At 73.2% G+C, this 22,709-nt stretch carries 21 protein-coding genes; 5 read left to right on the forward strand and 16 right to left on the reverse strand.

All coding sequences use genetic code 11. From position 1 onward, the window contains the following. Window positions 1-240: 240 nt before the first annotated feature. The 7 genes from Air01nite_RS15335 to Air01nite_RS15365 form a co-directional block, all read right to left on the reverse strand. Entirely contained in the window at window positions 241-558 is a 318-nt protein-coding gene (locus tag Air01nite_RS15335; protein ID WP_203702992.1) for a hypothetical protein, read from the reverse strand. Between the two features lie 68 nt (window positions 559-626). Then, window positions 627-1,391, reverse strand: coding sequence for an urease accessory protein UreD (locus Air01nite_RS15340; protein WP_203702994.1), 765 nt, complete (start codon window positions 1,389-1,391; stop codon window positions 627-629). Further along, window positions 1,381-2,088 carry an urease accessory protein UreG gene (ureG, locus tag Air01nite_RS15345; protein WP_203702996.1) on the reverse strand — a complete coding sequence of 236 codons (708 nt, stop codon included), beginning with the start codon at window positions 2,086-2,088 and terminating at the stop codon, window positions 1,381-1,383. Before ureG ends, Air01nite_RS15340 begins: the two co-directional genes overlap by 11 nt. Further along, entirely contained in the window at window positions 2,078-2,824 is a 747-nt protein-coding gene (locus Air01nite_RS15350) for an urease accessory protein UreF (RefSeq protein ID WP_203702998.1), read from the reverse strand. Before Air01nite_RS15350 ends, ureG begins: the two co-directional genes overlap by 11 nt. Then, window positions 2,824-4,518: an urease subunit alpha gene (locus Air01nite_RS15355; RefSeq protein WP_203703000.1), complete on the reverse strand. Its 1,695-nt coding sequence runs from the start codon at window positions 4,516-4,518 to the stop codon at window positions 2,824-2,826. Before Air01nite_RS15355 ends, Air01nite_RS15350 begins: the two co-directional genes overlap by 1 nt. Then, window positions 4,515-4,835 carry an urease subunit beta gene (locus tag Air01nite_RS15360; protein ID WP_203703002.1) on the reverse strand — a complete coding sequence of 107 codons (321 nt, stop codon included), beginning with the start codon at window positions 4,833-4,835 and terminating at the stop codon, window positions 4,515-4,517. Before Air01nite_RS15360 ends, Air01nite_RS15355 begins: the two co-directional genes overlap by 4 nt. A gap of 11 nt (window positions 4,836-4,846) precedes the next feature. Then, window positions 4,847-5,149 (reverse strand): urease subunit gamma, encoded by a 303-nt coding sequence (locus Air01nite_RS15365; RefSeq protein WP_203703004.1) that lies wholly within the window; start codon window positions 5,147-5,149, stop codon window positions 4,847-4,849. A gap of 108 nt (window positions 5,150-5,257) precedes the next feature. Between Air01nite_RS15365 and Air01nite_RS15370 the strand changes: the two genes are divergently transcribed. Continuing rightward, window positions 5,258-6,073: an MBL fold metallo-hydrolase gene (locus Air01nite_RS15370; protein WP_203703006.1), complete on the forward strand. Its 816-nt coding sequence runs from the start codon at window positions 5,258-5,260 to the stop codon at window positions 6,071-6,073. A 13-nt stretch (window positions 6,074-6,086) separates the two neighbouring features. Here Air01nite_RS15370 and Air01nite_RS15375 read toward each other — a convergent pair whose 3' ends face one another. The 8 genes from Air01nite_RS15375 to Air01nite_RS15415 form a co-directional block, all read right to left on the reverse strand. Continuing rightward, complete coding sequence (locus Air01nite_RS15375; RefSeq protein WP_203703008.1) at window positions 6,087-6,344, reverse strand: hypothetical protein; 258 nt, start codon at window positions 6,342-6,344, stop codon at window positions 6,087-6,089. Next, the gene (locus Air01nite_RS15380) at window positions 6,328-7,425 is read right to left on the reverse strand and encodes a hypothetical protein (protein ID WP_203703010.1); all 1,098 of its coding nucleotides are present in this window, start codon (window positions 7,423-7,425) and stop codon (window positions 6,328-6,330) included. Before Air01nite_RS15380 ends, Air01nite_RS15375 begins: the two co-directional genes overlap by 17 nt. Further along, window positions 7,422-7,751: a hypothetical protein gene (locus tag Air01nite_RS15385; RefSeq protein ID WP_203703012.1), complete on the reverse strand. Its 330-nt coding sequence runs from the start codon at window positions 7,749-7,751 to the stop codon at window positions 7,422-7,424. Before Air01nite_RS15385 ends, Air01nite_RS15380 begins: the two co-directional genes overlap by 4 nt. Before the next feature lie 3 nt (window positions 7,752-7,754). Further along, window positions 7,755-8,477, reverse strand: coding sequence for a YbaB/EbfC family nucleoid-associated protein (locus tag Air01nite_RS15390; protein WP_203703014.1), 723 nt, complete (start codon window positions 8,475-8,477; stop codon window positions 7,755-7,757). A 109-nt stretch (window positions 8,478-8,586) separates the two neighbouring features. Next, the gene (locus tag Air01nite_RS15395) at window positions 8,587-9,774 is read right to left on the reverse strand and encodes a VWA domain-containing protein (RefSeq protein WP_203703016.1); all 1,188 of its coding nucleotides are present in this window, start codon (window positions 9,772-9,774) and stop codon (window positions 8,587-8,589) included. Beyond that, window positions 9,771-12,230 carry a DUF5682 family protein gene (locus tag Air01nite_RS15400; RefSeq protein WP_239090730.1) on the reverse strand — a complete coding sequence of 820 codons (2,460 nt, stop codon included), beginning with the start codon at window positions 12,228-12,230 and terminating at the stop codon, window positions 9,771-9,773. The genes Air01nite_RS15395 and Air01nite_RS15400 overlap by 4 nt, the downstream gene beginning before the upstream one ends. Further along, a complete protein-coding gene (locus Air01nite_RS15410) occupies window positions 12,223-13,284 on the reverse strand; it encodes an ATP-binding protein (RefSeq protein ID WP_203703018.1) in 1,062 nt (353 codons plus the stop codon). The genes Air01nite_RS15400 and Air01nite_RS15410 overlap by 8 nt, the downstream gene beginning before the upstream one ends. Further along, on the reverse strand, window positions 13,281-16,229 hold the full coding sequence (locus Air01nite_RS15415) for an SWIM zinc finger family protein (protein ID WP_203703019.1): 2,949 nt from the start codon (window positions 16,227-16,229) through the stop codon (window positions 13,281-13,283). Before Air01nite_RS15415 ends, Air01nite_RS15410 begins: the two co-directional genes overlap by 4 nt. A 164-nt stretch (window positions 16,230-16,393) precedes the next feature. On the opposite strand from Air01nite_RS15415, the gene aspS reads away from it, so the two are divergent. Together aspS and Air01nite_RS15425 are read left to right on the forward strand one after the other, a co-directional pair. Next, window positions 16,394-18,199 (forward strand): aspartate--tRNA ligase, encoded by a 1,806-nt coding sequence (gene aspS / locus Air01nite_RS15420; RefSeq protein WP_203703021.1) that lies wholly within the window; start codon window positions 16,394-16,396, stop codon window positions 18,197-18,199. 16 nt (window positions 18,200-18,215) lie between these two features. Further along, window positions 18,216-19,049 carry an SDR family oxidoreductase gene (locus Air01nite_RS15425; protein WP_203703023.1) on the forward strand — a complete coding sequence of 278 codons (834 nt, stop codon included), beginning with the start codon at window positions 18,216-18,218 and terminating at the stop codon, window positions 19,047-19,049. 330 nt (window positions 19,050-19,379) lie between these two features. On the opposite strand, the gene Air01nite_RS15430 is transcribed toward Air01nite_RS15425, so the two are convergent. Next, window positions 19,380-20,084, reverse strand: coding sequence for a GNAT family N-acetyltransferase (locus Air01nite_RS15430; protein ID WP_203703024.1), 705 nt, complete (start codon window positions 20,082-20,084; stop codon window positions 19,380-19,382). 110 nt (window positions 20,085-20,194) lie between these two features. Here Air01nite_RS15430 and Air01nite_RS15435 point away from each other — a divergent pair, with 110 nt between their 5' ends. Both Air01nite_RS15435 and Air01nite_RS15440 read left to right on the forward strand, forming a co-directional pair. Further along, complete coding sequence (locus tag Air01nite_RS15435) at window positions 20,195-20,410, forward strand: hypothetical protein (RefSeq protein ID WP_203703025.1); 216 nt, start codon at window positions 20,195-20,197, stop codon at window positions 20,408-20,410. A 226-nt stretch (window positions 20,411-20,636) separates the two neighbouring features. Continuing rightward, window positions 20,637-22,520 carry a replication-associated recombination protein A gene (locus Air01nite_RS15440; protein WP_203703026.1) on the forward strand — a complete coding sequence of 628 codons (1,884 nt, stop codon included), beginning with the start codon at window positions 20,637-20,639 and terminating at the stop codon, window positions 22,518-22,520. Window positions 22,521-22,709: the final 189 nt, after the last annotated feature.

The raw sequence follows: 22,709 nt of genomic DNA on the forward strand, positions 1-22,709 counted from the left end.
CGCCAACGTGGACAACGGGACCCGCCCCTTCCCCTGGGTCCCCGCAGCTTGGCCGGGGTCCGGGGCAGAGCCCCCGAGACACGACCACCGAGCTGCCCCATCCCAGAGCCGCCCAGACGATCTTCGCCAGCAACGGACCGCGTGTGCCCGCCGATCGACACAGCGGGCCGAGCGCCCCCAAGCGCTCGACCCGCCTGTCTGCCGTTTCCGGTGTGCCCGCCGGCAACGGAAGCCGTTCGGTTACCGGTTGTTGTTGTTCCGGTTGTTGTTGCTGTTGCCGCTGTTGCCGCTGTTCCCGCTCCGGTTGCTCTTCCGGTTCTGGGCCCGGTCGCCACCGCTGCGCGCGGCGTTCTGGGCCTGGTCACCACCGTTGCGGGACGCGTTCTGCGCGCGGTCGCCGCCGTTGCGGGCGGCGTTCTGGGCCCGGTTCGCCTTGTCGGCGACCCGCCCGTCGGTCTTGGTGTCGATCGCGTCGCCGGCCTGTTCGATGCGCCGGTCGCGCTCGTCCTGGTCGTTGGCCGCGTCGGCGGCGTCGCCGAACCTGTCGCTGATAGCCATTACGAGCTCCCTCCGGGGAACGGCCGCCCCACGCGACCGCCCACACCCAACGAAGGTAGACGGGAGCCTCAGTTTTTGCGGCAATTGCCGGGTTTAGCGCTTGGATCAGCCGCCCATGTGTTAACGGTGTCCCCGTCCAGCGCTCGACGCAGCCCGGCCGCGTCCGACGCGGTGGCGCTGATCAAGGCGGCCGGGGCGTTCGCGAGCGGCATGGTCGCCCCGGTCGATGTCGCGGTCGGCCGCGTGGGTGCGTGCGGTCCCACGACGAGCAGGGTGCCGACGGCGCGGGCCCCACCGACGGTGGCCGGGCCAGCGTCGGCGCTCGGGCCGATGGCCAGGTCGTGGCGGAGGATCGTGCGCCCGCCGCAGCGCACGGTCGTGGCAGCGCGCAGGTCCCCCGACGGCTCGTCGTGGCGTCCGGCGATCAGCTCCTCGCGCCAGAGCAGCTCGGCGCCGTCGCACAGGTCCACGATGGACCGTGTCGTGTGGTCGCAGCCGGTTACGGCGACCGTGGGCTCGGGGAGCCAGGCGAGCGTGCCGTGCACGGTGGCCGTGATCGTGAGGGTGCTGTGCCTGGGCGGGTGGCTGGGTTGCGCCAGCGACGCGGCGACGGTCCTGACGACGAGGTGGGCGTCCGGGCCCACCTCGACGTGGATGCGGAGTTCGTCGCCGCCGAGCGGGCCGGCCGCGCCGCCGACAAGGTGGACCTCGGCGTGGCCGGCGTGGCGGTGGCCGGTGCGGCGGGGGAGCAGGGGCGGCTCCCCGTACACGGTGGAGAGACGGGTGCCGCCGCGTCCGTCCGCCTCGGCGACGACGCGGGCCTCAGCCCGCACCGGCGCCGTGGGGTTCGGCGTTCGCCGAATGCGTGTGCGGTGGCGCCGACTCCGCGTGGTCGGCGGCGGCCGGATCCACGCCGTGTGCGACGCGGTCGCGGACCCAGGCCGTGACCGGCTCCGCACCGGGGTCGCCGACCAGGGTGAGGAAGACGGTCGGCAGGTTCCCTCGGCGGGCGGCGGCGTCGCGGGCCATCACGCCGAGGTCGGCGCCGACCAGCGGCGCCAGGTCGGTCTTGTTGACGACCAGCAGATCCGCGGTGGTCACCCCGGGCCCACCCTTGCGCGGCACCTTGTCGCCGCCTGCGACGTCGACCACGAAGATCTGGTGGTCGACCAGCCCCTTGCTGAACGTAGCCGTGAGGTTGTCGCCGCCGCTCTCCACCAGGATCAGGTCGAGCTCGCCGAGGTCCTCCTCGAGCTCCTCGACGGCGTCGAGGTTGGCGCTGATGTCGTCGCGGATGGCGGTGTGCGGGCAGCAGCCCGTTTCCACGGCCCGGATCCGGTCGTCCGGCAGCACACCCGCCCGACGCAGGAAGTCCGCGTCCTCGGTGGTGTAGATGTCGTTGGTCACGACCGCGACCCGCAGCTCACCGGCCAACGCCCGACAGAGCGCGGCGACCAGGGCGGTCTTACCGGACCCGACGGGCCCGCCGATGCCGATCCGCACCGCGCGCGCGGGATGCTCAGGACGCAAAGAGACGCACCTCCCAGGTGGCGTGCTGCTCGGCGCCGATGTCGAGCAGGATGGCGGAGCCGGCGGGCAGGTCGTCCACCGGAAGGTCGGCGCGGTCGGCCGCACGTGCGGCCAGCCGGTCACACTCGGGCGCCAACTCGGCGACGAGCGCGTGCACGGCATAAGGATCCAGACCCAGCAGGCGTACGGCGGCCGAGGCGGAGCCGGTGATTCCACCGTAGACAGCGACCAGCGCCGCTTCACGCGGACGGAGCCCGGCCGCCGCGGCGGCGATCCCGACGGCGACCGGGTGATGCGGCTGTTTGCCGGCCGTAGTCGAGGGCGTGGTGGGCCAGATCCGGGCAGCCGCCCGGAGGAGCGCGCGTCCTTGCGCCCGCGACGCGGCCCGCAGCGCCGGCGATGCTGTGCGGGCATCGATCCCGTCGTCCAACTCACGAACGCGGTCCGAGTCGACGCCAGCGAACGCCCGTGGGCCGCCGGGCTCGTCCCCTCGGCGGTCCGGACTGCCGCCTAGAGCGTCTTGGAGTTGGGGCCCGGTCAGGGCACGGCAGGTCGCTGCGGCGAAGGCCGCGGCCACCTCGCCGGCGGTCGCCGTGCGGCCGACCAGGAACGACCGCAGCGTGGCCAGGTCGTGGACCCGGCCCGCGGCGACCGCGGCCTCGACCCCGCCCGAGTGCGCGTGGGCGCCGGCCGGCAGCCGGCCGTCGGCCAGCACCAGGAGCGTCGACAGCGACATCAGAACAGGAAGTAGCGCTGGGCCATCGGCAGCTCGACGGCCGGCTCGGGTGGGACGATCTCGCCGTCGATACGGACCGTGAACGTGTCCGGGTCGACCTCGATCCGTGGCAGCGCGTCGTTGAGTGGCAGGTCCGCTTTCGTCAGTGCGCGCGTGTCCGCGACCGGCAGCATCCGGCGGCCCAGCGGCAGGCGGTCGTCCAGCATTGCGTCGATCGCGGCCGGGGCGACGAAGGCGACGCTCGTGCGGGCCGGCACGACTCCGTACGCGCCGAACATCGGTCTTGGCAGCACCGGCTGTGGCGTCGGGATCGAGGCGTTCGCGTCGCCCATCTGCGCCCAGGCGATCATGCCGCCCTTGACGACCAGGTGCGGGCGCACGCCGAAGAAGGCCGGATCCCACAGCACCAGGTCGGCGAGCTTGCCGGGCTCGACCGAGCCGACCTCGCCGGCGATGCCGTGGGTCACCGCGGGGGCGATCGTGTACTTGGCGACGTAGCGGCGCGCCCGGAGATTGTCGGACAGGCCGCCGCGGCGCTCCTTCATCACGTGGGCGGTCTGCCACGTGCGCAGCACGACCTCGCCGGCCCGGCCCATCGCCTGCGAGTCGGAGCCGATGATCGAGATCGCGCCCATGTCGTGCAGGACGTCCTCCGCCGCCATCGTGCTCGGCCGGATGCGGCTCTCGGCGAACGCCAGGTCCTCGGGCACCGTCGGGTTGAGATGGTGGCAGACCATCAGCATGTCGAGGTGCTCGTCGAGCGTGTTCCGCGTGTACGGCCGCGTCGGGTTGGTCGAGCTGGGCAGCACGTTGGGCTGCCCGGCGACCGTGATGATGTCGGGCGCGTGGCCGCCGCCGGCACCTTCCGTGTGGTACGCGTGGATCGACCGCCCGCCGATCGCGCGCAGCGTGTCCTCGACGTACCCGGCCTCATTGAGGGTGTCGGTGTGGATCGCGACCTGCACCCCGCTGGCGTCCGCGACCCGCAGGCAGGCGTCGATCGCGGCGGGCGTCGTGCCCCAATCCTCGTGCAGCTTGAACCCGCCCGCGCCGCCGCGCAGCTGCTCCCACATCGCCTCCTGGCTCGTGGTGTTGCCCTTGCCGAGCAGCAGCACGTTGACCGGCCACGGGTCGACGGCCTCGAGCATCCGCGCGAGGTGCCAGGCGTTGGGCGTCACGGTGGTGGCCTTCGTGCCCTCGGCCGGGCCGGTGCCGCCACCGATCACCGTGGTCACGCCGCTCCCGAGCGCGGTCGACAGGATCTGCGGGCAGATGAGGTGTACGTGGCTGTCGATCGCGCCGGCCGTCAGGATCTTCCCGTTGCCCGCGATCACCTCGGTGCAGGGACCGATGACCAGATCAGGGTGTACGCCGTCCATCGTGTCCGGATTGCCGGCCTTGCCCAGCGCGACGATCCGCCCGTCCCGAATGCCGACGTCGGCCTTGACCACACCCCAGTGGTCGAGCACCACGGCCCCGGTGATCACCGTGTCGACGGTGCCGTTGCCCCGGCTGACCGCCGACTGGCCCATCGACTCGCGGATCACCTTGCCACCGCCGAAGACCGCTTCGTCACCGTACGAGCAGCGGTCCTCCTCGACCTCGATGAACAGGTTGGTGTCGGCGAGCCGGATGCGGTCGCCGGCGGTGGGCCCGTAGAGCGCGGCGTAGCGGCGGCGGTCGACCTGGCTCATGGGCGTTCCCCGTCGAGCGGGCCGGCGGCCTCGCCGCGCAGGCCGTGCACCACCCGGTTGCCGCCGATCGGCACGAGGTCGACGGAGCGGTCGATGCCGGGCTCGAAACGCACCGCGGTGCCGGCCGGGACCGCGAGGCGATGCCCCCAGGCGGCCTGGCGGTCGAAGTCGAGCGCCGGGTTGGCCTCGGCGAAGTGGTAGTGGGAGCCGACCTGGATCGGGCGGTCGCCGGTGTTGCGCACGGTGAGCATCAGCACCGGCTTGCCCGCGTTGATCTCGATCGGGTCCGCGCCGTGGATGATCTCTCCGGGGATCATGCGCGGCGCCGTCACGAGATCGGGTCGTGGACGGTGACGAGCTTCGTGCCGTCCGGGAAGGTGGCCTCGACCTGCACCTCGGCGAGCATCTCGGGGACGCCGTCCATCACGTCGGCACGGCCGAGGACCGCGCGCCCTTCGGACATGAGCTCGGCGACGGTACGCCCGTCGCGCGCGCCCTCCAGCAGGAACGCCGTGATGACGGCGGTGGCCTCCGGATAGTTGAGCCGCAGCCCGCGCTCCCGCCGCTTCCGCGCCACGTCGGCGGCGACGTGGATGAGCAGGCGTTCCTGCTCGTGCTGGCTGAGGAACAAGGCTCACCTCCAGGTCCGCAATGGGGCACGATCATGCCACCAGAACGTTACGCACCGATTACGCGCCTCGCGGGTAGGGCGCGCGGCGGTGGCCGTAGGCTTCCCGAAATGGACCGTCACCATCCGATCTGCCGCACGTGCGGTGTTCAGCGGGCCCGCGATGCCGACCGCACCGTGTGCCCGATCTGCGCCGACGAGCGGCAGTACGTCGGGTGGGGCGGCCAACGCTGGGTGTCCATCACGGAGTTGCGCGCGGAGGGCCACCGCGGCGCGGTCCGGGAGGAGGCGCCGGGCCTGTGGGGCGTCGGCGTGGAGCCGAGCGTCGGCATTGGACAGCGCGCCCTGATCGTCCCGGGCCCTGGCGGCAACGTGCTGTTCGACTGTGTGCCCTATGTGGACGATGCGGTCGTGGCGGCCGTCGAGGCGGTCGGCGGGCTGGCGGCGATCGCCCTTTCCCATCCGCACTTCTACGGCTCGATGGTGGAGTGGAGCCGGGCGTTCGGGGACATCCCGGTGTACGTCCACGCGTCCGACGCGGAATGGGTTCCGCGGGCGGGGAACATCGTGCTGTGGGAGGGCGAGCAGCGGGAGATCCTGCCCGCGCGGACGCTGGTGAACGCGGGCATCCACTTTCCCGGCGGCACCGTGCTGCACTGGCCGGGGCTCGACGGCGCGGGCGCGCTGTGCACCGGCGACATCTTCACGGTCGTGATGGACCGGCGATGGGTGAGCTTCATGTACAGCTACCCGAACCTGATCCCGGAGCACCCCGACACGATCGTCCGCGCGGTGTCCCTTGTGGATTCGCTGCCTTACGACACCGTGTACGGCGGCTGGTGGGGGCGGGTCGTGTCGGGCGGTGCCAAGGAGCGGGTCCGCCGCTCGGCGGACCGCTATCTCGCACACATCGGCCGGCGGACCTGACGCAGCGCGAGGTCTAGCGGTTGCGGCGGCGTTTGGGGGCGCGGCGCCACCAGGTGACGAAGAACGCCGTGCCCGCCGCGATGCCGACCACCGCGCTGATCAGGAGTGACCCGGAACCGCCGGCGCCGGCGGCGGTGCTGGCGATGAAGATGACCAGCAGCACCGCCATCGCGATGCTGAACGACGCCACGACCGCGGCCGGGGTGGGCATCCGCGAGCGGACGCGGCGGGCGGCCACCCGCTCGGGCTTGGGGTCATCGGTCGGGGTCAAGGCGGCGATCCAGTTCCTCGTCGGACATCTTCTCGTCGGCGCCGTCGAGGCCGCGCTTTATCTCGTTGGCGCCCGTGTTGGCGAGCTTGTCGGCCGGGCCCATCCAGGTGCGGAAGTCGGTCGCCGACTCGCGCAGTGCCCGGCCGCCGCCGACCCAGCCGCGCACGAACTGGCCCCGCGCGTTGCGGAGCTGGAACGACGCCTGGACCCGCTTCATGATCCGCGGGTGCATCTTGGTCAGCACCTGGCGGAGGCGGTTGAGGATCTGGGCGACCCGCTGGATGAAGGTCACGCCGCGGGTGGTGACGATCGCGCCCTGCGCCGTCGTGGCCGCGCCGGCCGCCGCGGTCGACGCGCCGGCGGTGGGCACGGCGGCGGCCATTGCGGTGGCCCAGGTGATGATCAGCCATTCGACGAACGTGGCGATCAGGCCGATCACGAACGCCTGGGCGACGTCCATCAGCAGCTTGGCGGTGTTGAGGATGAACACGAGCTGCTGCACGTCACCCTGGATGCCGGCGACGCCGCCGGCGAACTCCTCCATGCGGGCCCGGGCGGCGTCGGCCGCGACGCCGTGCCAGCCGACCAGGCCCTCGCGGGTGGCTTCGAGGATCTCCTTGGCCAGCGGCTCGAGCGCGTTGCCGACGCGCTCCCACTTGGCGATCTCGCCTTCCATCCGCTCCGGGTTGCCGGTCACCAGGCCGAGCAGGTCCTCCAGCGGCTGGACGACGTCGATGAGGAAGGTCAGCCCGGCGGAGAGCAGCGCGTTGAGCGGGTCGACCGCGTACATCGCGACGTTGATGCCGAGGTCGGCCACGCTGCCGCCGATGTTGAACAGCTCGCCCCAGTCGCTGTCGCCGCTGAGCATCTTCGCCGTGCCGGACACCGCCTGCGGCAGGCCCGCGACGCCGGCGAAGTCCTTGACCGGGTCGAGCCGCAGCACGTCGTAGCCGCCGACGCTGACCGACCCGGCACCGCCGTAGCCGTCCCAGTCGCCGGTGACGTCGACGCCGCCGTCCTTGGTGCCGTAGTCGGTGACGTCGTTGGTGACGTCGCTGTCCTTGAGCCGTTCGTCGGTCATGGCGCTGCGCCGCCCAGCAGCTCGCGGATGGACTGCAGCGCCTTGTCGATCTCCTGCTCGGTGTCGCGGTAGGCCTGCGCCGTGCAGTCGAGCGCGTCGACCCGGTCGGCCAGCGCCTCGCCCATCATCGACAGGTGCTCGTAGGTGTCGTCGGCGTACTGCCAGTACCAGGCCGCGAACGGCGCGCCGATCAGGCCCCAGATGTACCACTCCGGGTTGGCGTCCTCGGCCAGCGTGAGGATGTCGGCCGCCCGCTCGCGGATCTCGGCGAGCCGGGCACGGCACGTCATGATCTCGTCGACGTCGGTGCGGAAGCCTTCTCCCACGGCTCAGCTCCTGGACTCGTCGGGCGTTTGGTACGCCTCGATCAGCGAACGCACGTCCAGCCGCGGACCGGTCAGCCGCTGCACCCGGTCGGCCATCAGCATGGCGGCCTGCGCGGTCGCGGTCATCACCGCGGAGTGCACGAGGCCGGCGAGCGTGGCCGGGTCGTGCCGGAACTGGTCGGTGCCGATGTGGACGGCCATCAGCTCGCCGCCGGCCCGCACCTGGGCCGCGATGCCACCGTCGGCGGTGCGCGCGGTCGCGCTCAGCTCGGCCAGTTCGGCGCGCAGCTGTGCGTACCCCCGTAGCTGTTGTTGCGATTCTTCGCTGAGCCGGCGCAGCAGCTCGCCGGTGCGGCGGCCCTCGGCGTCGACCGCGCCGTCGTCGGGCAGGTCGTCCAGGTTGGGCGGGTCGGGCGCCGGCACCTCGGGCAGCGCGCCACCGAGCAGGCCGGGTAGCTCCGTGCGGCCGCGACCGATCGTGTCGACGGCCTCGGTCATCGTGCCGGTCGCCTCGGCGGTCGCTTGGCGGGCCGTGTCGACGACGAGCGTGCCGAGCCGCTCCGGGCTGTAGCGGTAGGCCGCCCGCCCGAAACCCAGCCCGACGATGGCGTTGCCGGGCCCGGCGGTGACCTCGACCGCACCGTCCGGTGTGGACACGGTGGCGGTTGCGGCGAGGACGGCCTGGCGAAGCGCGTCGACGGTCTGGTTGAGCTCCGCCTGTGGCATGGGCTTGGGTATCGCGGTTTTGCGTATCGCGTCGAAGGCGCTCATCAGACCCCCAATTCCGAGCGCGCCGGTCGGGCGGACAAGACCCTACACCGATCTCGATGCTTGTTCACGTTCCGTGCGCCCGTTGTGCGGCCTCTCTTTCCGCGAACGCCCGCAGGTCGTGCCGCTGGATCGCGGCGGCCATCAGCTCGGGGAAGACGTCGGGCGTGCACGCGAACGCGGGCACACCGAGCGCGGCCAGCGCGGCGGCGTTCTCGTGGTCGTAGCTCGGCGCGCCGTCGTCGGACAGCGCGAGCAGCACGACCACCTGCACGCCGGCGCCGACCAGATCCGCGACCCGGTGCAGCATCTCCTCGCGCACGCCGCCCTCGTAGAGGTCGCTGACCAGCACGAAGATGGTTTCGCGGGGCCGGGTGACGAGCCGCTGGCTGTAGGCGATGGCGCGGTTGATGTCGGTGCCGCCGCCGAGCTGGGTGCCGAAGAGCACCTCGACCGGGTCGCTGAGGTGGTCGGTCAGGTCCACGACGGAGGTGTCGAACACGACCAGTGAGGTGCGCAGGGTGCGCAGCGACGCCAGGACCGAGGCGAACACTCCGGAGTAGACGACCGACGACGCCATCGATCCGGACTGGTCGACACAGAGGATCACGTCCCGTTGTACGGCGTTGCCGCGTCGCCCGTACCCGATCAGGCGCTCCGGCACGATGGTGCGGTAGGCGGGTTGGTAGTGGCGCAGGTTGGCGCGGATGGTGCGGTTCCAGTCGATGTCGCCGTGTCGCGGGCGTTCGATCCTGGTGGCCCGGTTGAGCGCGCCGGTGACCGCGGCGCGCGCCTTTTGCGCGACCCGTTTCTCCAGGTCGTCGACCACCCGGCGGACGACTTGGCGGGCCAGGTCGCGGGTCTTGTCGGGCATCACGGAGTTGAGCGAGAGCAGGGTGCCGACCAGGTGCACGTCGGGTTCGACGGCGGAGAGCATCTCGGGCTCGAGGAGGAGGCGGGTGAGGTTGAGGCGCTCGATCGCGTCGGTCTGCATGACGCGGACGACGCTCTGTGGGAAGTACTCGCGGATGTCGCCGAGCCAGCGCGCCACCCGCGGTGCGGACGCGCCCAGGCCGCCGCTGCGGCGTTTGCCCTCGGCTTCGCCCTGGCCCTCGCCGTCCGGGGCACGGTCGTAGAGCGCGGCCATCGCGGCGTCCATGGCGGCGTCGCGGCCGGCGGGTTGACCGAGCGACTCGTCGGCGGGTTCACCGAGGGCGAGCCGCCAGCGGCGACGGCGTTCGTCGTCAGTGGTCATTCGATCCTCCGTCCGAGGAGGGCGCTCAGCGTGGGGAGGGCGAGCCGCGCGGTCTCGTGGTCGAGAACGGCCGTGGTCGTGCGGGTGGCGCCGCCGCCCGCGATGCGTTCGCCGATGCCGCGGCGTTCGCCGGTCGCGAAGGTGCCGAAGGTGCGGCGGAGCAGGGGGAGCACCTCGGTGAAGGCATCCGGCGGGATGGCGGCGAGCCAGTTGTCGACGAGTTGTAGCAGCGCCTCGTCGTGCATCAGCAACAGCCCGCCGCCGGCCAGGAAGCCCTCGACCCAGGCGGCGCCGGTCGCGGCGGGAACTCCCGCGGTCAGTGCGCGGCTGAGCCTGCGGCTCGCGTCGCCGGTGGACAGTCGGCCGGCGTCGTGGAGCAGCCGGGTCAGTCGACCCGCGAGCAGGCCGTGCAGGTCGTCGCGGGTGGTCAGCGCGACGAGGGTGTCGAGCCACCGCGTGCCTTCGGTCTCGTCGCCGAGCAGGGCGACCGCTCCGTGCACCGCGTCGATGTGGTCGCGCAGGTCGGCCGCGGCCTCGTCGGACAGCGCCGAGGCGGCTGGTGGCAATGCCGCGTAGATCCGGGCCAGCAGCCCACGCACCACCGCGGCCACGGCGGCGACGTCGGAGCGGCGGACGTCGCCGTAGCGGACCGTGCGCGCCAGGGCTGGGATCGCGGCCATCAGGTGCGTGACGTCGGCGTCCTCGGCGGCCCGGGCGTCGAGCGCGCGCAGCACCGCGGGCCGCGCCCCTGGGAGGTCGGCGAGCAGGCACGTCTCCAGCAACGCGGTGACCTCGGCCAGCGTCGTCGCCTTGGCCGCCGCGGTGCTGACCTGCGCGGTCGCCGCGCCGACCACGGTCGTGCCGTAGCCGCTCGCCTCCACCAGCCGGATCGAGAACTCCGGCTGCCAGCGCAGGGACCACTCCTCGCGGAACGTACCGGTGCTGCCTCGGCGTTCGGCCGGCTCACCCCACGGCACCTCCAGGCAGCGCAGTTGGTGCAGGAGGTGGCTGCGGGCGAGGTCGGTGTCCTTGCGGAGGTCGAGGTCGAGGTCACGGTCCAGCGCGGAGGGCTTGAGGCGCGCGGCGCGCTGGCGGGCCTCGAGGTCGCGGGCTAGTGGCACGGTCGGCACGCCGTCGGGCACCTCGCCGAGCCGCTCACCGACGACGAGCCGCCGGCCGATCAGCTGCAGGCGCAGGTCGTCGCCCTCACAGAGCACGGCACCCGCGGCATCGGTGACCTCGGCCAGGCCGGCGAGCGGACGCCCCCGCATCGCGGCGAGCGCCTCGGCCAGCCGGGTCGCCTCGATCACGTGCGCCGAGGAGGTGTCCACGCCCTCGGCACGCAGGACGCCGGCCGCACCGACGAGCCAGCGCGGCACCACCTCGTCCGTGGTGGTGAACAGGTGGTGGTACCAGCCGGGCGAGTCGACCCCCGCCCCGTAGCCCTGCCACGACGCCAGCCGCCCATAGGTCCACGGCACCCACGTGAACCGCACCTTGCCGCGTCGCTTGACCCCCTTGAGCAGCGCGGCATCGTGGGCGGCGGTGACCTTGGCGCTGAGTGCCGGCACGTGCCACGCACCACACACGACGGCGATCTCCTTGTGGTTGCGGCGCTCCTGGCGCAGAACGGTCCGCATGTGCGCCTCGCGCACCAGGTCGTAGGGATCCTCGAGCGCACCGGCCCGGACCTCGGTCATCGCCTCCTCGATCGCCTCGAAGGCAGGCGCCTGCCGGTGCTCGACGACGTCTTCCCACCAGCGCTCGGGGTCGTCATAGCCGGCCGCGGCCGCCAACTCACCGATCGGATCGACGGGCCGCAACTCCGGCGCGGGCGGCCCCGGCATGGGCCCGTCATCGTCCCCGGACTCACCGAACCCAGGCGCCTCGACACCTGGCGCGTCCGTTGTAGACCCGCTCGCGGGCGGCTCATCAGGGTCCGGGTCGATGCCGCCCGTGCCGGGTCGGCTGGTTTCAGGTCCGGGTGCGCTTTCGGGCTGGCCGGCCTCATCTGGGGCCGGTCCGCTGGCGCCTGGTCTTGTTCTGTCAGCGCCGCCAGGGCCGTCGGTTCCGTCAGTGCCGCCGGAGCGGTCTGCGGCGTCCGGGTCCGGGCTCTCGGGTTCAGCCTGGCGTTTGCGGCTTGTGGCGCGGTAGGCGAAGGGTAGGTCGAAGAAGCGGACCGGGACGCCGTTGGCGACCGCCCAGCGGATCGCCTGCCATTCCGGTGAGAAGACCGCGAACGGCCAGAACGCGGCGCGGCGGGGGTTGTCGGCGGCGTAGCCGAGGAGGGCTACCGGCGGCTGGAGGCGGTCGTCGGCCACCCACTCGATCAGCTCGTCCGCCTCCGGTGGGCCCTCGACGAGCAGGATGTCCGGGCGTTGCTCCTCGAGGGCGCGGAGCACCGCACGGGCGGATCCTGGCCCGTGGTGGCGGATGCCGTAGTAGCGCTCAGGCATCGCGGGCGGCTCGGTAGAAGTCGGCCCAGGCGGGGCGTTCGCGGACGACGGTCTCCAGGTATTCGCGCCACACCACGCGGTCGGAGACCGGGTCCTTGACGACCGCGCCGAGGATGCCGGAGGCGACGTCGCCGGCGCGCAGCACGCCGTCGCCGAAGTGCGCGGCCAGGGCCATGCCGTTGGTGACGACCGAGATGGCTTCGGCGGTCGACATCGTGCCCGTGGGCGACTTGAGCTTGGTGCGGCCGTCCTCGGTCTGGCCGTCGCGTAGCTCGCGGAACACGGTCACCACCCGCCGGATCTCGTCGAGCGCCGTGGTCGTCTCCGGCAGGTCCAGCGAACGACCCAACTGCGCGACCCGGCGCGTGACGATGTCGATCTCCTCGTCGACCGTGGCCGGCACCGGCAGGACCACCGTGTTGAACCGCCGCCGCAGCGCGCTCGACAGCTCGTTGACGCCGCGGTCCCGGTCGTTGGCGGTCGCGATCACGTTGAAGCCGCGCTGGGCCTGGACCTCGGTGTTCAGCTCGGGGACCGGCAGCGTCTTCTCGGACAGGATCGTGATCAGCGCGTCCTGCACGTCGGAGGGCACGCGGGTGAGCTCCTCGACGCGGGCGATCGTGCCGTGCTCCATCGCGCGCAGGACCGGGCTCGGCACCAGCGCGGCCGCCGACGGACCCTCGGAGAGTAGGCGCGCGTAGTTCCACCCGTATCGAATAGCCTCCTCGGGCGTGCCGGCCGTGCCCTGGACGAGCAACGTCGAGTCACCCGAGATCGCCGCAGCGAGGTGCTCGGACACCCAGGTCTTGGCCGTGCCGGGCACGCCGAGCAGGAGCAGCGCCCGGTCGGTGGCCAGGGTGGCGACGGCGACCTCCATGAGGCGGCGGGAGCCGACGTACTTCGGCGTGATCTTGCCGCCGTCGCCCAGCAGGTAGGTGACCACGGCCTGCGGGGACAACCGCCAGCCGGGCGGGCGCGGCAGCTCGTCCTCGGCGGCCAGCGCGGCCAGCTCCTCGGCGTAGAACTGTTCCGCGTGCGGGCGCAAGGCGGTCATGGGAACTCCTCGATCATGTCGTGGCGGAAGCCGAGCACGGCGGCGAGCTGTGCGAGGTAGCGGGCGGAACGGCGGCCCTCCGGCAAGCCCTCGAGCGAGCGGATGAGCGACTCGACGCGCCCGACGAACGACGTCGGCATGGCCGGCATCGCCAGCCGGCACAGCTCGGAGAGCTGCCAGGCGTTGTCGGGCGCGAGCACCGCCATCGCCCGGAGCGCGGCCGAGGCGAGCTCGTCGGACCAGTCGTCGGCGCAGAAGTGCAGCAACCGGATGCCGGCGCCGGTTTCCCGCCGCAGGGCCGCGGCGACCCGGCGCCCGCGCTCGGCGCCCGGCAGGACCTCCAGCAGCGGCCAGGTCAGTCGATCGCCGAGCCCGTCGCCGTTGGCCTCGGCCGGCGTGGCGTCGGCCAGGTCGAGCAGCACGGCCGCCCAGACCGAGTCACGCTGCGCGGCCGTGGCCCGGGCCAGCCCGCGCAGCAGGACCGGTTGCCAACCGTCGGCGACCGGCAGGGCCACCACGCCGGCCGGGTCGCGACCGGTCAATGTGGTCCAGAACGAGAGTGGCGTCGCCGAGACGACCTCTTCGAGCAACCAGGCGCCGAGCCCCACACCGCGCGGTGGCGACGGGTCGACGTCGTCGCGGAGCATCGCGGCGTCGATGCTCGCCGGCGGTGCGACCGCCAGGGCACCGTCGGCGAAATGGACGCTCGCGGCGGCGCGGGCCGCCATCCGTTCACCCAGTGCCGAGTGCGGCAGCTTGCGGAGCAGCTCCGCCGCGACCTGCCGGATCTCGCGGCGCCGGTCGTCGAGCGCGTGCTCGATCAACGCCTCGTCCCGCGCGTCGAGGCCGGTCTCCAGTGCGCCGAGCAACAGCACACGGTCGTGCGGCGACTCGCCGTCGAACGTCTCGGCGAGCAGGTCGAGCGCCCGCGCGGGATCGGCGGCCCGCAGCGCGACCAGGTAGGCCAACCGCTCGCCGGGCGTGCCGGTCAGCCAGTCCTGCGGATCGGCCGTGTCCGCCTCACCGCCCACGTCGCGGAAGTAGCGCCACTCGCTCTGCCGCTGGGCCAGCCACTGGCCGCGACGCCCGGCCACCACGCCCAGCGCCGGCCGGACCGCCGTGTCGCGCCGGCCGAGGTCGAGCAGCGTCGGCAGCGTCTCGGGCGGCACCAGTAGCTGGCGCTTGCCCGCCTCGACCAGCCACTGGCCGAGAACCGCCCGCTGCGCGGGCCCACCCCAACCGGTCGCACCCTCGGTCAGGAGGATGTCGAGCCGCTCGGCGGCGGGCGGCGGCACGAGCGGCCGCACCTCGTCGGGCGCCGGCGCGATCGTCGCCCGACCGGCCAGCGGCGTCTCCCCGGCCCGCCGATAGGTGAGCGCCACCGCCACGGCCTCCAGCAAAGCCCGAGCCGAACCACCGGACCCGACCCACTGCCCACTGTGGTCACTCTCGACGACCGGAGCGGCGCGATGGAGGTTGCCGGGGACGGCGATCGACAGGCGGTGGCCGTCACCGATGTCGAGACGGTCGGCCGACCAGGGGCGCCGGGCCGTGCCGACCAACGCCGCCGACAGCAGATCAGGGGGCAGCTCGGGCGGCCCGCCCGGCGCGACGCGGGGCTCGCCCGGCAGCGCCGGCACATGGCGGCCGTCGGGCCAGGCGGCGAGTGGCCGAAACCCGTTGTGGCCGTATTCGCCCGCGACCACGACCGGGCGGGCGCCCGCGGCCGCGAGCAGCCAGAACGGTCGATCGTCGTCGGGGTGCAGCGGCAGCGCGTCGCCGGCCGGGTCGACCAGGCGGCCGTCGTCGGTCGGGGTGACGTCGGCGAGCAGCATCGGGGTCGACTCACGCCATGGCTCGGCGGCGACCGTGCGGGCGTGCTCCGCCACCGCCGCGCGGACCGGGACCGCGCCGGAAGGGGCGGCACAGGCCGGCTCCGGCGAGCCGTAGCGGGCCTTGACCAGCGCCCGCCGCGGGAAAGCCGCGGGATAGAAGCAGTGGCCGGCGTCGACCACCGTGCCGGGCTCGAGGTCGGCGGGCAGCGTCTGCCCGACCGGCGCGAACGCCAGGACCAGCGCGAACCGGCCGGTCTGCTCGCCACGTAGCCAGGTGCGCCGGCTCGTCAACCGGTCGTCGGCCGTGTCGAAGCGGCCCAGCACCTCCCACCGGTCGCGGACCTCGGGCTCGGCCAGCACGTCGTCGGTCGCCACCGGGTAGCCGATCCGGGTGCGGACGGTCGCGGCCAGGCCGGGCGGCAGCTCCGGCAACCGGCCGTGGGCGACGATCAGCAGCCGGAGCAGCGCGAACTCGCTGAGCAGCCGGTCGGCCCAGTTGGCGCCGACGCCGACCACCCAGCCGAGCCGGCGGACCGCCCCCGCGATGCCCGGCGCCTGGGCGTCGACCAGCCGGGCGGCCATCGTCTGGAACGGCCGGTAGCCCGCCTGCTCGGTCGCCGCCAGACCCTGCTCGACCTGGTCGGCCAGCCAGCGGTCGAGCTCGACCAGACCCGTCTCGACCCGCCCGGCCCGCTGCTGGGCACGCCGCGCGGCGGCCTCCGGGTCGGCGAGGCCCTCGCCGGCCGCTCGGGGAGAGCGGGCCGCACGCTGGGCCCGGGCCGCCCGCTCGGCCTGCCACTCCGTCGCCCAGTCGGGTGGCGCGTCGCCGTCGGGAACGCCGCCGTTGGCCCAGCGGAGCATCAGCCCGACGGCGTGCTTGCAGGGGATCTTGCGGCTTGGGCAGCTGCACCGGTAGGCGGGACCGGTCAGATCGACACATACCTGATAAGGACGCGCACCGGAACCCCGGCACAAGCCCCAGAGCATGTCGTCGAAGCGGCCCTGGCCAGCCCAGTGGGCGGCGGTGATCAGGCCGCGGCCGCTCTTGGCCGCGCCCTGGTCGGGCGCGAGCGAGAGCACCTTGTCGGGAGACCAGCGTTCGACGGACACGCGCAAACCTTAGAACTCATGTACGACGAATTTTGGTGGCCTGTGGATAACCCCAAGACACCAAACCTTATCCACAGGCTGGGGGTGCGGACTTCCGCCGCCAGCCAGCCCTGCGAGAATCGACCGCGCAACGCCGTACCCCATCGTCGAGGAGAACGACAGCCGTGATCCGTACCCATGATGCCGGAAGCCTGCGTGCCACGGACGCCGGCAGCGCGGTGACCCTGGCCGGCTGGGTGGCCCGCCGCCGTGATCATGGTGGGGTCATCTTCGTCGACCTCCGCGACGGGTCAGGCGTGGTGCAGGTGGTCTTCCGTGAGGAAGACGCGCACCACCTCCGCAACGAGTTCTGCGTCCGCGTCGACGGCGAGGTCGCCCGGCGGCCGGCCGGCAACGAGAACCCCGAGCTGCCGACCGGCGAGGTCGAGGTCAACGCGACCGTGCTCGAGGTGCTCTCCGAGGCCGCGCCGCTGCCGCTGCCGGTCGACGACAACATCGACGCGGGTGACGACATCCGGCTCCGCCACCGCTACCTCGACCTGCGCCGCAGCGGGCCGGCCAACGCGCTCAAGCTGCGCAGCCGGGCCAACCAGATCGCCCGCCGCGTGCTGCACGACCGCGACTTCAACGAGATCGAGACGCCGACCCTGACCCGGTCGACGCCCGAGGGCGCCCGCGACTTCCTGGTCCCGGTGCGGTTGCAACCCGGCAGCTGGTACGCGCTGCCGCAGTCGCCCCAGCTCTTCAAGCAGCTGCTGATGGTGGCCGGGATGGAGCGCTACTACCAGATCGCGCGCTGCTACCGCGACGAGGACTTCCGCGCCGACCGGCAGCCCGAGTTCACCCAGCTCGACATCGAGATGTCGTTCATCACCCAGGACGACGTGATCGACCTCGGCGAGGCGATCGTCGGCGCGCTCTGGGAGGAGCTGGCCGGTCACCGCATCGACCGGCCGATCCCGCGGATCACCTGGCACGACGCGATGGCGCGCTACGGCTCCGACAAGCCCGACCTGCGCTACGGGGTCGAGCTGACCGAGCTGACCGACTACCTGCGCGGCACCGAGTTCCGGGTGTTCGCCGGCGCGATCGACGCCGGCGGCTACGTCGGCGCGGTGGTCATGCCGGGCGGCGCCGCGCAGAGCCGCAAGGAGCTCGACGGCTGGCAGGACTGGGCCAAGGCCCGCGGCGCCCGCGGCCTGGCCTACGTGGTGCTCGACGCGGAGACCGGCGAGGCCCGCGGCCCGGTCGCCAAGAACCTGAACGCCGGACACCTCGAGGGGCTCGGCGACGCCGTCGGTGCCAAGCCCGGTGACGCCATCTTCTTCGCGGCGGCCGCCGAGCGGCGCGAGGCGCAGGAGCTGCTGGGCGCCGCCCGCGTCGAGATCGCCAAGCGGGCCGGCCTGGCCGACCCCGACGCCTGGGCGTTCTGCTGGGTGACCGACGCGCCGATGTTCGAAAAGGACGACGAGGGCGGCTGGACGGCGGTCCACCACCCGTTCACATCGCCCAACGCGGAGTGGATGGACACCTTCGAGGAGGCGCCGGACCGCGCGCTGGCCTACGCCTACGACATCGTCTGCAACGGCAACGAGATCGGCGGCGGCTCCGTCCGTATCCACCGGGCCAGCGTGCAGCGCCGGGTGTTCACCCTGCTCGGCATCTCCGACGAGGAGGCGGCCGACAAGTTCGGCTTCCTGCTAGAGGCTTTCAAATACGGCCCGCCCCCGCACGGCGGCATCGCGTTCGGCTGGGACCGGGTCTGCATGCTGCTCGCCGGCGCCGACTCGATCCGCGAGGTCATCGCCTTCCCGAAGACGCGGGGCGGCTACGACCCGCTGACGACCGCACCGACGCCGATCACGGCGCAGCAGCGGCTCGAGGCCGGCATCGACGCCAAGCCGAAGGCGGCCCAGGCGGCGCACGCCGGCACCGCCGGTGTCGCGGTGCACGTCGAACACACGCCGTGAGCCGGCGGGTGGCCGGGTGACGGTGCTGGTCGTCGGCGGCAGCGGCTACCTCGGCGGTGAGGTGTGCCGGCTGGCCGTCGCGGCGGGCTCCGCGGTGATGGCGACCCATCAGCGGGCGCCCGGCGATGTGCCGGGCGTGCGCTGGGAGCCGCTCGACGTGCGGGACCGGGGCGCGGTGGGCCGGCTGGTCGAGGCCCTGCGGCCGCGAACGGTGGTCAACACCGTCGGGGTGTACGCCGATTGGGCGGTCACCGCGACCGGTGCCGGGCACGTGGCGGCGGCCGCCGCCCGGGTCGGCGCGCGGCTGGTGCACGTCTCCAGCGACGCTGTCCACGGTGGACGCACGGAGCCCTACCGGGAGGAGGACGAACCGACCCCGGTCTACGCGTACGGCGCGTCGAAGGCCGCCGCTGAGACGGCGGTGCGGGTGGTCGCGCCGGAGGCGGCGCTGGTGCGGTGCTCGGTGATCATCGGGCCGGACGCGCGGGCGAGGCAGGTGGCGTTCTGTCTCGACGCGCTGGCGCCGGGATCCGAGCTGCGGCTCTTCACCGACGAGGTCCGCACGCCGGTCGGCGTCGGCGACCTGGCCGCGGCGGTGCTGGAGCTGGCGGCGGGGGACTACGCGGGCGTGCTCAACGTCTCCGGTCCGGAGCCGCTGACCCGGCTTCAGCTCGGGCAGTTGGTCGCTCGTGCCCACGGTCGCGACCCGGCGGCCCTGCACGGGGCGACGCTCGCCGAGTTGGGTCTGCACCGCCCGGCCACGGTGGTCCTCGACACGACCCGCGCCCGCGACGTCCTGAAGACCCGCCTTCGCCCGCCGTCCGAGATCCTGACCGACGCACCGCGCTGAGCGCCGGGATCGCCTCGTCAGCTGACGAGCTGATCCGCGGAGTCATCGCCCCGCGAGCCGCCCGCATGCGGTCCGTCGGCCAGCAAGCCAACGGACGAAACGGGCCTCGGACAACCGCGAGCCGCCCGTATGGGGCGGGACCTCGGCGGCCGGCGGATGCATCCGGACCATCACCACCACACCTCGACAGCGAGTGAGCTGCAGGAGGCGGAGAAGCGCCGCTTCGTCGACGTGCCGGTCGCGACTGCGGCTGCACGCCTCGTCGAGACCCGGTGGGACGAAACCGGCCGACGTGCCCGGCCTCGAGCGAGACGCCCGCGTGCGGACCGGCTAGGCGAGGCCGACCGTGGTCCGGGGGATCGAGGACGTGTAGCCCAGCGACTCGTAGATCCGGTTCGCCACCGCGTTGTCGCTCATCACGCCCAGGGCGGCGGTCCCGTGCTCCGCGACGAGATGCCGGGTCAGCGCCGCAGTCAGCGCCGTGCCCAGCCCGCGGCCGCGGGCGTCCGGGTGCACCGCGATGCCGGCCAGGAACCCGACCCCGCCGCGGCTGCGGTCGGCCGCGCACGCGACGACCTGATCGCCGTCGCGGATCGCCCACCACGCGCGGATGCGCGGGTCGCCGGGGCGGGTCGTGGTCGCCGGGAAAGCTATGTCGAGCAACGACGAGATCCCGGCGTCGTCGTCGGTCGGGGCCGCGCGCTCCTCGCCGTCGCGGTGCGGCGGTGGCGACGTCGTCCAGCGGAAGTCCCATTCGTCGCGGACCCGGGTCGCTACCGGTGGCTCACCGGCCAAGCGGGGTAGGTGCCACCAGCGCGCCGCGTCCGGCCGCGCCTCGCCCGCGAGCCGGGCCGCCGTCGCGGCGGCGACCGCGCCGTCGCCGAGTGCGCACACCGTCGAGCCGCCGCGCGTGATCCAGACCACAGTGGACCCGTCACGGAAACCGGTGCCGGTGGGTTCGACGGTCAGGCGGGCGTACGGGTGGGCTCCCGTCGCCACCAGCACCGCGTCCCGGCCGGCGAGGGGTTCAACCAAGCCCGCAACGTACGCGATCGATCGTCGAGATTGCCCGCTGACCCAATTGGGTATTGAGCCCGCCACCTCGCTCGAACCCCTCGGGCGGAGCCCAAATCAGGAGGATAGAGATGCTCGCCATCGCCGCGGCCATCGTCTTCGGCTTTGCCCTGTTGCTCGACCTGTTCGACACCGACCTGGGCGCGCCGGACCTGTTCAACTGGAACACGCTCGTGCTGATCGGCCTCACCCTGCTCGCTCTCTACCTCGCGGGCATCGGCAGCGGCCCGCGCAACGGCACCGGCAGTGGCCGGCGCTTCTACGGCCGCCGCCCGGGCCGCGGCTGACGCCAGCCTGCGGCCAGGTCGTGTCTCGTGGGATCAGCGCGCCGGGCCGGACGCCGTCTGGACCTCGCCGGCGCACCACGCTGACCCACCAGACCCGACCTGACGCCGCGGGCCATGGGCGCCGGCCCAGGTCCAGGTGATCTCGCGAAGAACCCCGCGCCGCTCGTACCGGTGCAGGGTTCTTCGCATTTCCGGCACCTGTCACCCGGCCGGTAGTGTCTTCCTGATGGAGCCCGACGCCCTGTTCTCGGTCGCCGACGGCGGCGGGGTGCGCACCGCACCCGCGCACACCGCCGGCACTGACGGCTTCGCGACGCCGGGTGCCGACGCGCCGCTGCCGGTGCGGATGCGGCCCCGGACGATCGACGAACTGGTCGGGCAGGGACACCTGCTCGCGCCCGGTGCGCCGCTGCGACAACTGGTCAGCGGGTCGACGCCCCTCTCGGTGATCCTGTGGGGGCCGCCCGGCAGCGGGAAGACGACGATCGCGCACCTCGTCGCCCAGGCGAGTGACCGCAAGTTCGTGGCGATGTCGGCCCTCAACGCGGGCGTCAAGGACGTCCGTGCCGTGATCGACACCGCGCGGCGGCAACGGCGGGCGGGCGGGCCGCCGACCGTGCTGTTCATCGACGAGGTGCACCGCTTCTCCAAGACCCAGCAGGACTCGCTGCTCGCGGCCGTCGAGGACCGCACGGTGACGCTGCTGGCGGCGACGACCGAGAACCCGTACTTCTCGGTGATTTCGCCGCTTTTGTCCCGTTGTGTGTTGTTGACCCTTCAGCCGCTCGACGAGGCGGCGGTGCGCGGTCTCGTGCGGCGCGCAGTCACCGACGAGCGCGGCCTCGGCGGCGAGGTCACTCTCACCCAAGAAGCAGAAGATCATCTGGTACGCCTCGCGTCAGGCGACGTCCGCAAGGCCCTGACCGCGCTGGAGGCGGCCGCCGGCTCGGCGCTGGCCCGCGGCGCCACCGAGATCGACCTGGCGACCGCGGAGCAGGCGGTCGACGTCGCGGCGGTGCGGTACGACCGGGACGGCGACGAGCACTACGACGTGGTCAGCGCGTTCATCAAGAGCATGCGGGGCTCCGATGTGGACGCCGCACTGCACTACCTGGCGCGGATGCTGGTGGCCGGCGAGGACGCCCGGTTCATCGCCCGGCGCATCGTGATCTTCGCCAGCGAGGACGTCGGCATGGCCGACCCGACCGCGCTGGTGGTGGCGACGGCGGCGGCGCACGCGGTGGAGTACGTCGGGCTGCCCGAGGTCCAGCTCAACCTGGCCCAGGCCGTGATCCACATGGCTACGGCGCCCAAGTCCAACAGCGCGACGACGGCGATCGGCGCGGCGTTGGCCGATGTGCGGGCCGGCAAGGGCGGCGCGGTGCCGCGGCCGTTGCGGGACGCGCACTACCAGGGCGCGCGGGGGCTCGGGCACGGCAAGGGCTACCAATATCCCCACGACGACCCACGCGGCGTGCTCACCCAGCAGTACCCGCCGGACGGTCTGGTCGGCGTCGACTACTACCAGCCGGGCGACCACGGCGACGAGCGCGCGGTGGCGATGCGGCTGCCGACGATCCGGCGAATCGTCCGCGGCGAGCGCAACCGGCGAGCCACGACCCCGGACGAGGGTGTGGGGTCACGGCCGGGCGGCGCCGGCGGTCCTGCCGAGCGGCCGAGCGGCGGTCCCGGGGGCAGCGGTCCCGCGCCGCGGTCGGGCGGTTCTGCGGACAGCGATGGTCCCTCGGCGCGGTCCGTCAACGGTGCTGATAACGGTCTTGCGGCGCGGCCCACGGGTGGCGACGGTCCTGCGGCGCCGGTCAACGGTCTCGGGACGCGGCCTGTGGACGACGACGGTCCCGCGGCGCGGCCAGCGGGTCAGGACGGTCCGGCGGCGGGCGACGGTTCCGCGGTGGGCGACGATGGTTCCGCAACGCGGCCGGTAGCTGGCGGCCGTGCGGATGGTGCGGAAACGGTCGCCCCGCCGGAGGCGCGATCTGGCGATAGCGGGGTCGCGGAGGAGCGGTCGGTGGGTGACGCTGTTTCGGCGGAGCGCGGCGGCCGGCGGTCGGCCGGGGCGCGGCGTGACGACGAAGGCGAGGTTGGGTGAACCGGGGTTGCGGGCTGTGTCGCGATCTCGATCCCTGCACCAGCGCGCTGCCCGAACGGCGAGGCATCCGGCGGTGCGGTGACGCTACGAGCAGTGAGGTGAACGCGTGAGCGACGATCGGCGCGATCCGCCGGCGCGAGGCCGGCGATGGGGCCGGGGTCGCGACGACGGCGACGAGGTCGATGCGAC

It is taken from the genome of Asanoa iriomotensis (assembly GCF_016862515.1).
Taxonomy (GTDB): domain Bacteria; phylum Actinomycetota; class Actinomycetes; order Mycobacteriales; family Micromonosporaceae; genus Asanoa; species Asanoa iriomotensis.

Coding starts and splice junctions, on each gene's coding strand:
- Air01nite_RS15380 (WP_203703010.1), bottom strand. CDS start 7,425: ATGACCGACGAACGGCTCAAGGACAGCGACGTCACCAACGACGTCACC.
- Air01nite_RS15440 (WP_203703026.1), top strand. CDS start 20,637: ATGGAGCCCGACGCCCTGTTCTCGGTCGCCGACGGCGGCGGGGTGCGC.
- Air01nite_RS15335 (WP_203702992.1), bottom strand. CDS start 558: ATGGCTATCAGCGACAGGTTCGGCGACGCCGCCGACGCGGCCAACGAC.
- Air01nite_RS15435 (WP_203703025.1), top strand. CDS start 20,195: ATGCTCGCCATCGCCGCGGCCATCGTCTTCGGCTTTGCCCTGTTGCTC.
- Air01nite_RS15360 (WP_203703002.1), bottom strand. CDS start 4,835: ATGATCCCCGGAGAGATCATCCACGGCGCGGACCCGATCGAGATCAAC.
- Air01nite_RS15400 (WP_239090730.1), bottom strand. CDS start 12,230: ATGCCTGAGCGCTACTACGGCATCCGCCACCACGGGCCAGGATCCGCC.
- Air01nite_RS15370 (WP_203703006.1), top strand. CDS start 5,258: ATGGACCGTCACCATCCGATCTGCCGCACGTGCGGTGTTCAGCGGGCC.
- Air01nite_RS15355 (WP_203703000.1), bottom strand. CDS start 4,518: ATGAGCCAGGTCGACCGCCGCCGCTACGCCGCGCTCTACGGGCCCACC.
- Air01nite_RS15395 (WP_203703016.1), bottom strand. CDS start 9,774: ATGACCACTGACGACGAACGCCGTCGCCGCTGGCGGCTCGCCCTCGGT.
- Air01nite_RS15350 (WP_203702998.1), bottom strand. CDS start 2,824: ATGTCGCTGTCGACGCTCCTGGTGCTGGCCGACGGCCGGCTGCCGGCC.
- Air01nite_RS15390 (WP_203703014.1), bottom strand. CDS start 8,477: ATGCCACAGGCGGAGCTCAACCAGACCGTCGACGCGCTTCGCCAGGCC.
- Air01nite_RS15410 (WP_203703018.1), bottom strand. CDS start 13,284: ATGACCGCCTTGCGCCCGCACGCGGAACAGTTCTACGCCGAGGAGCTG.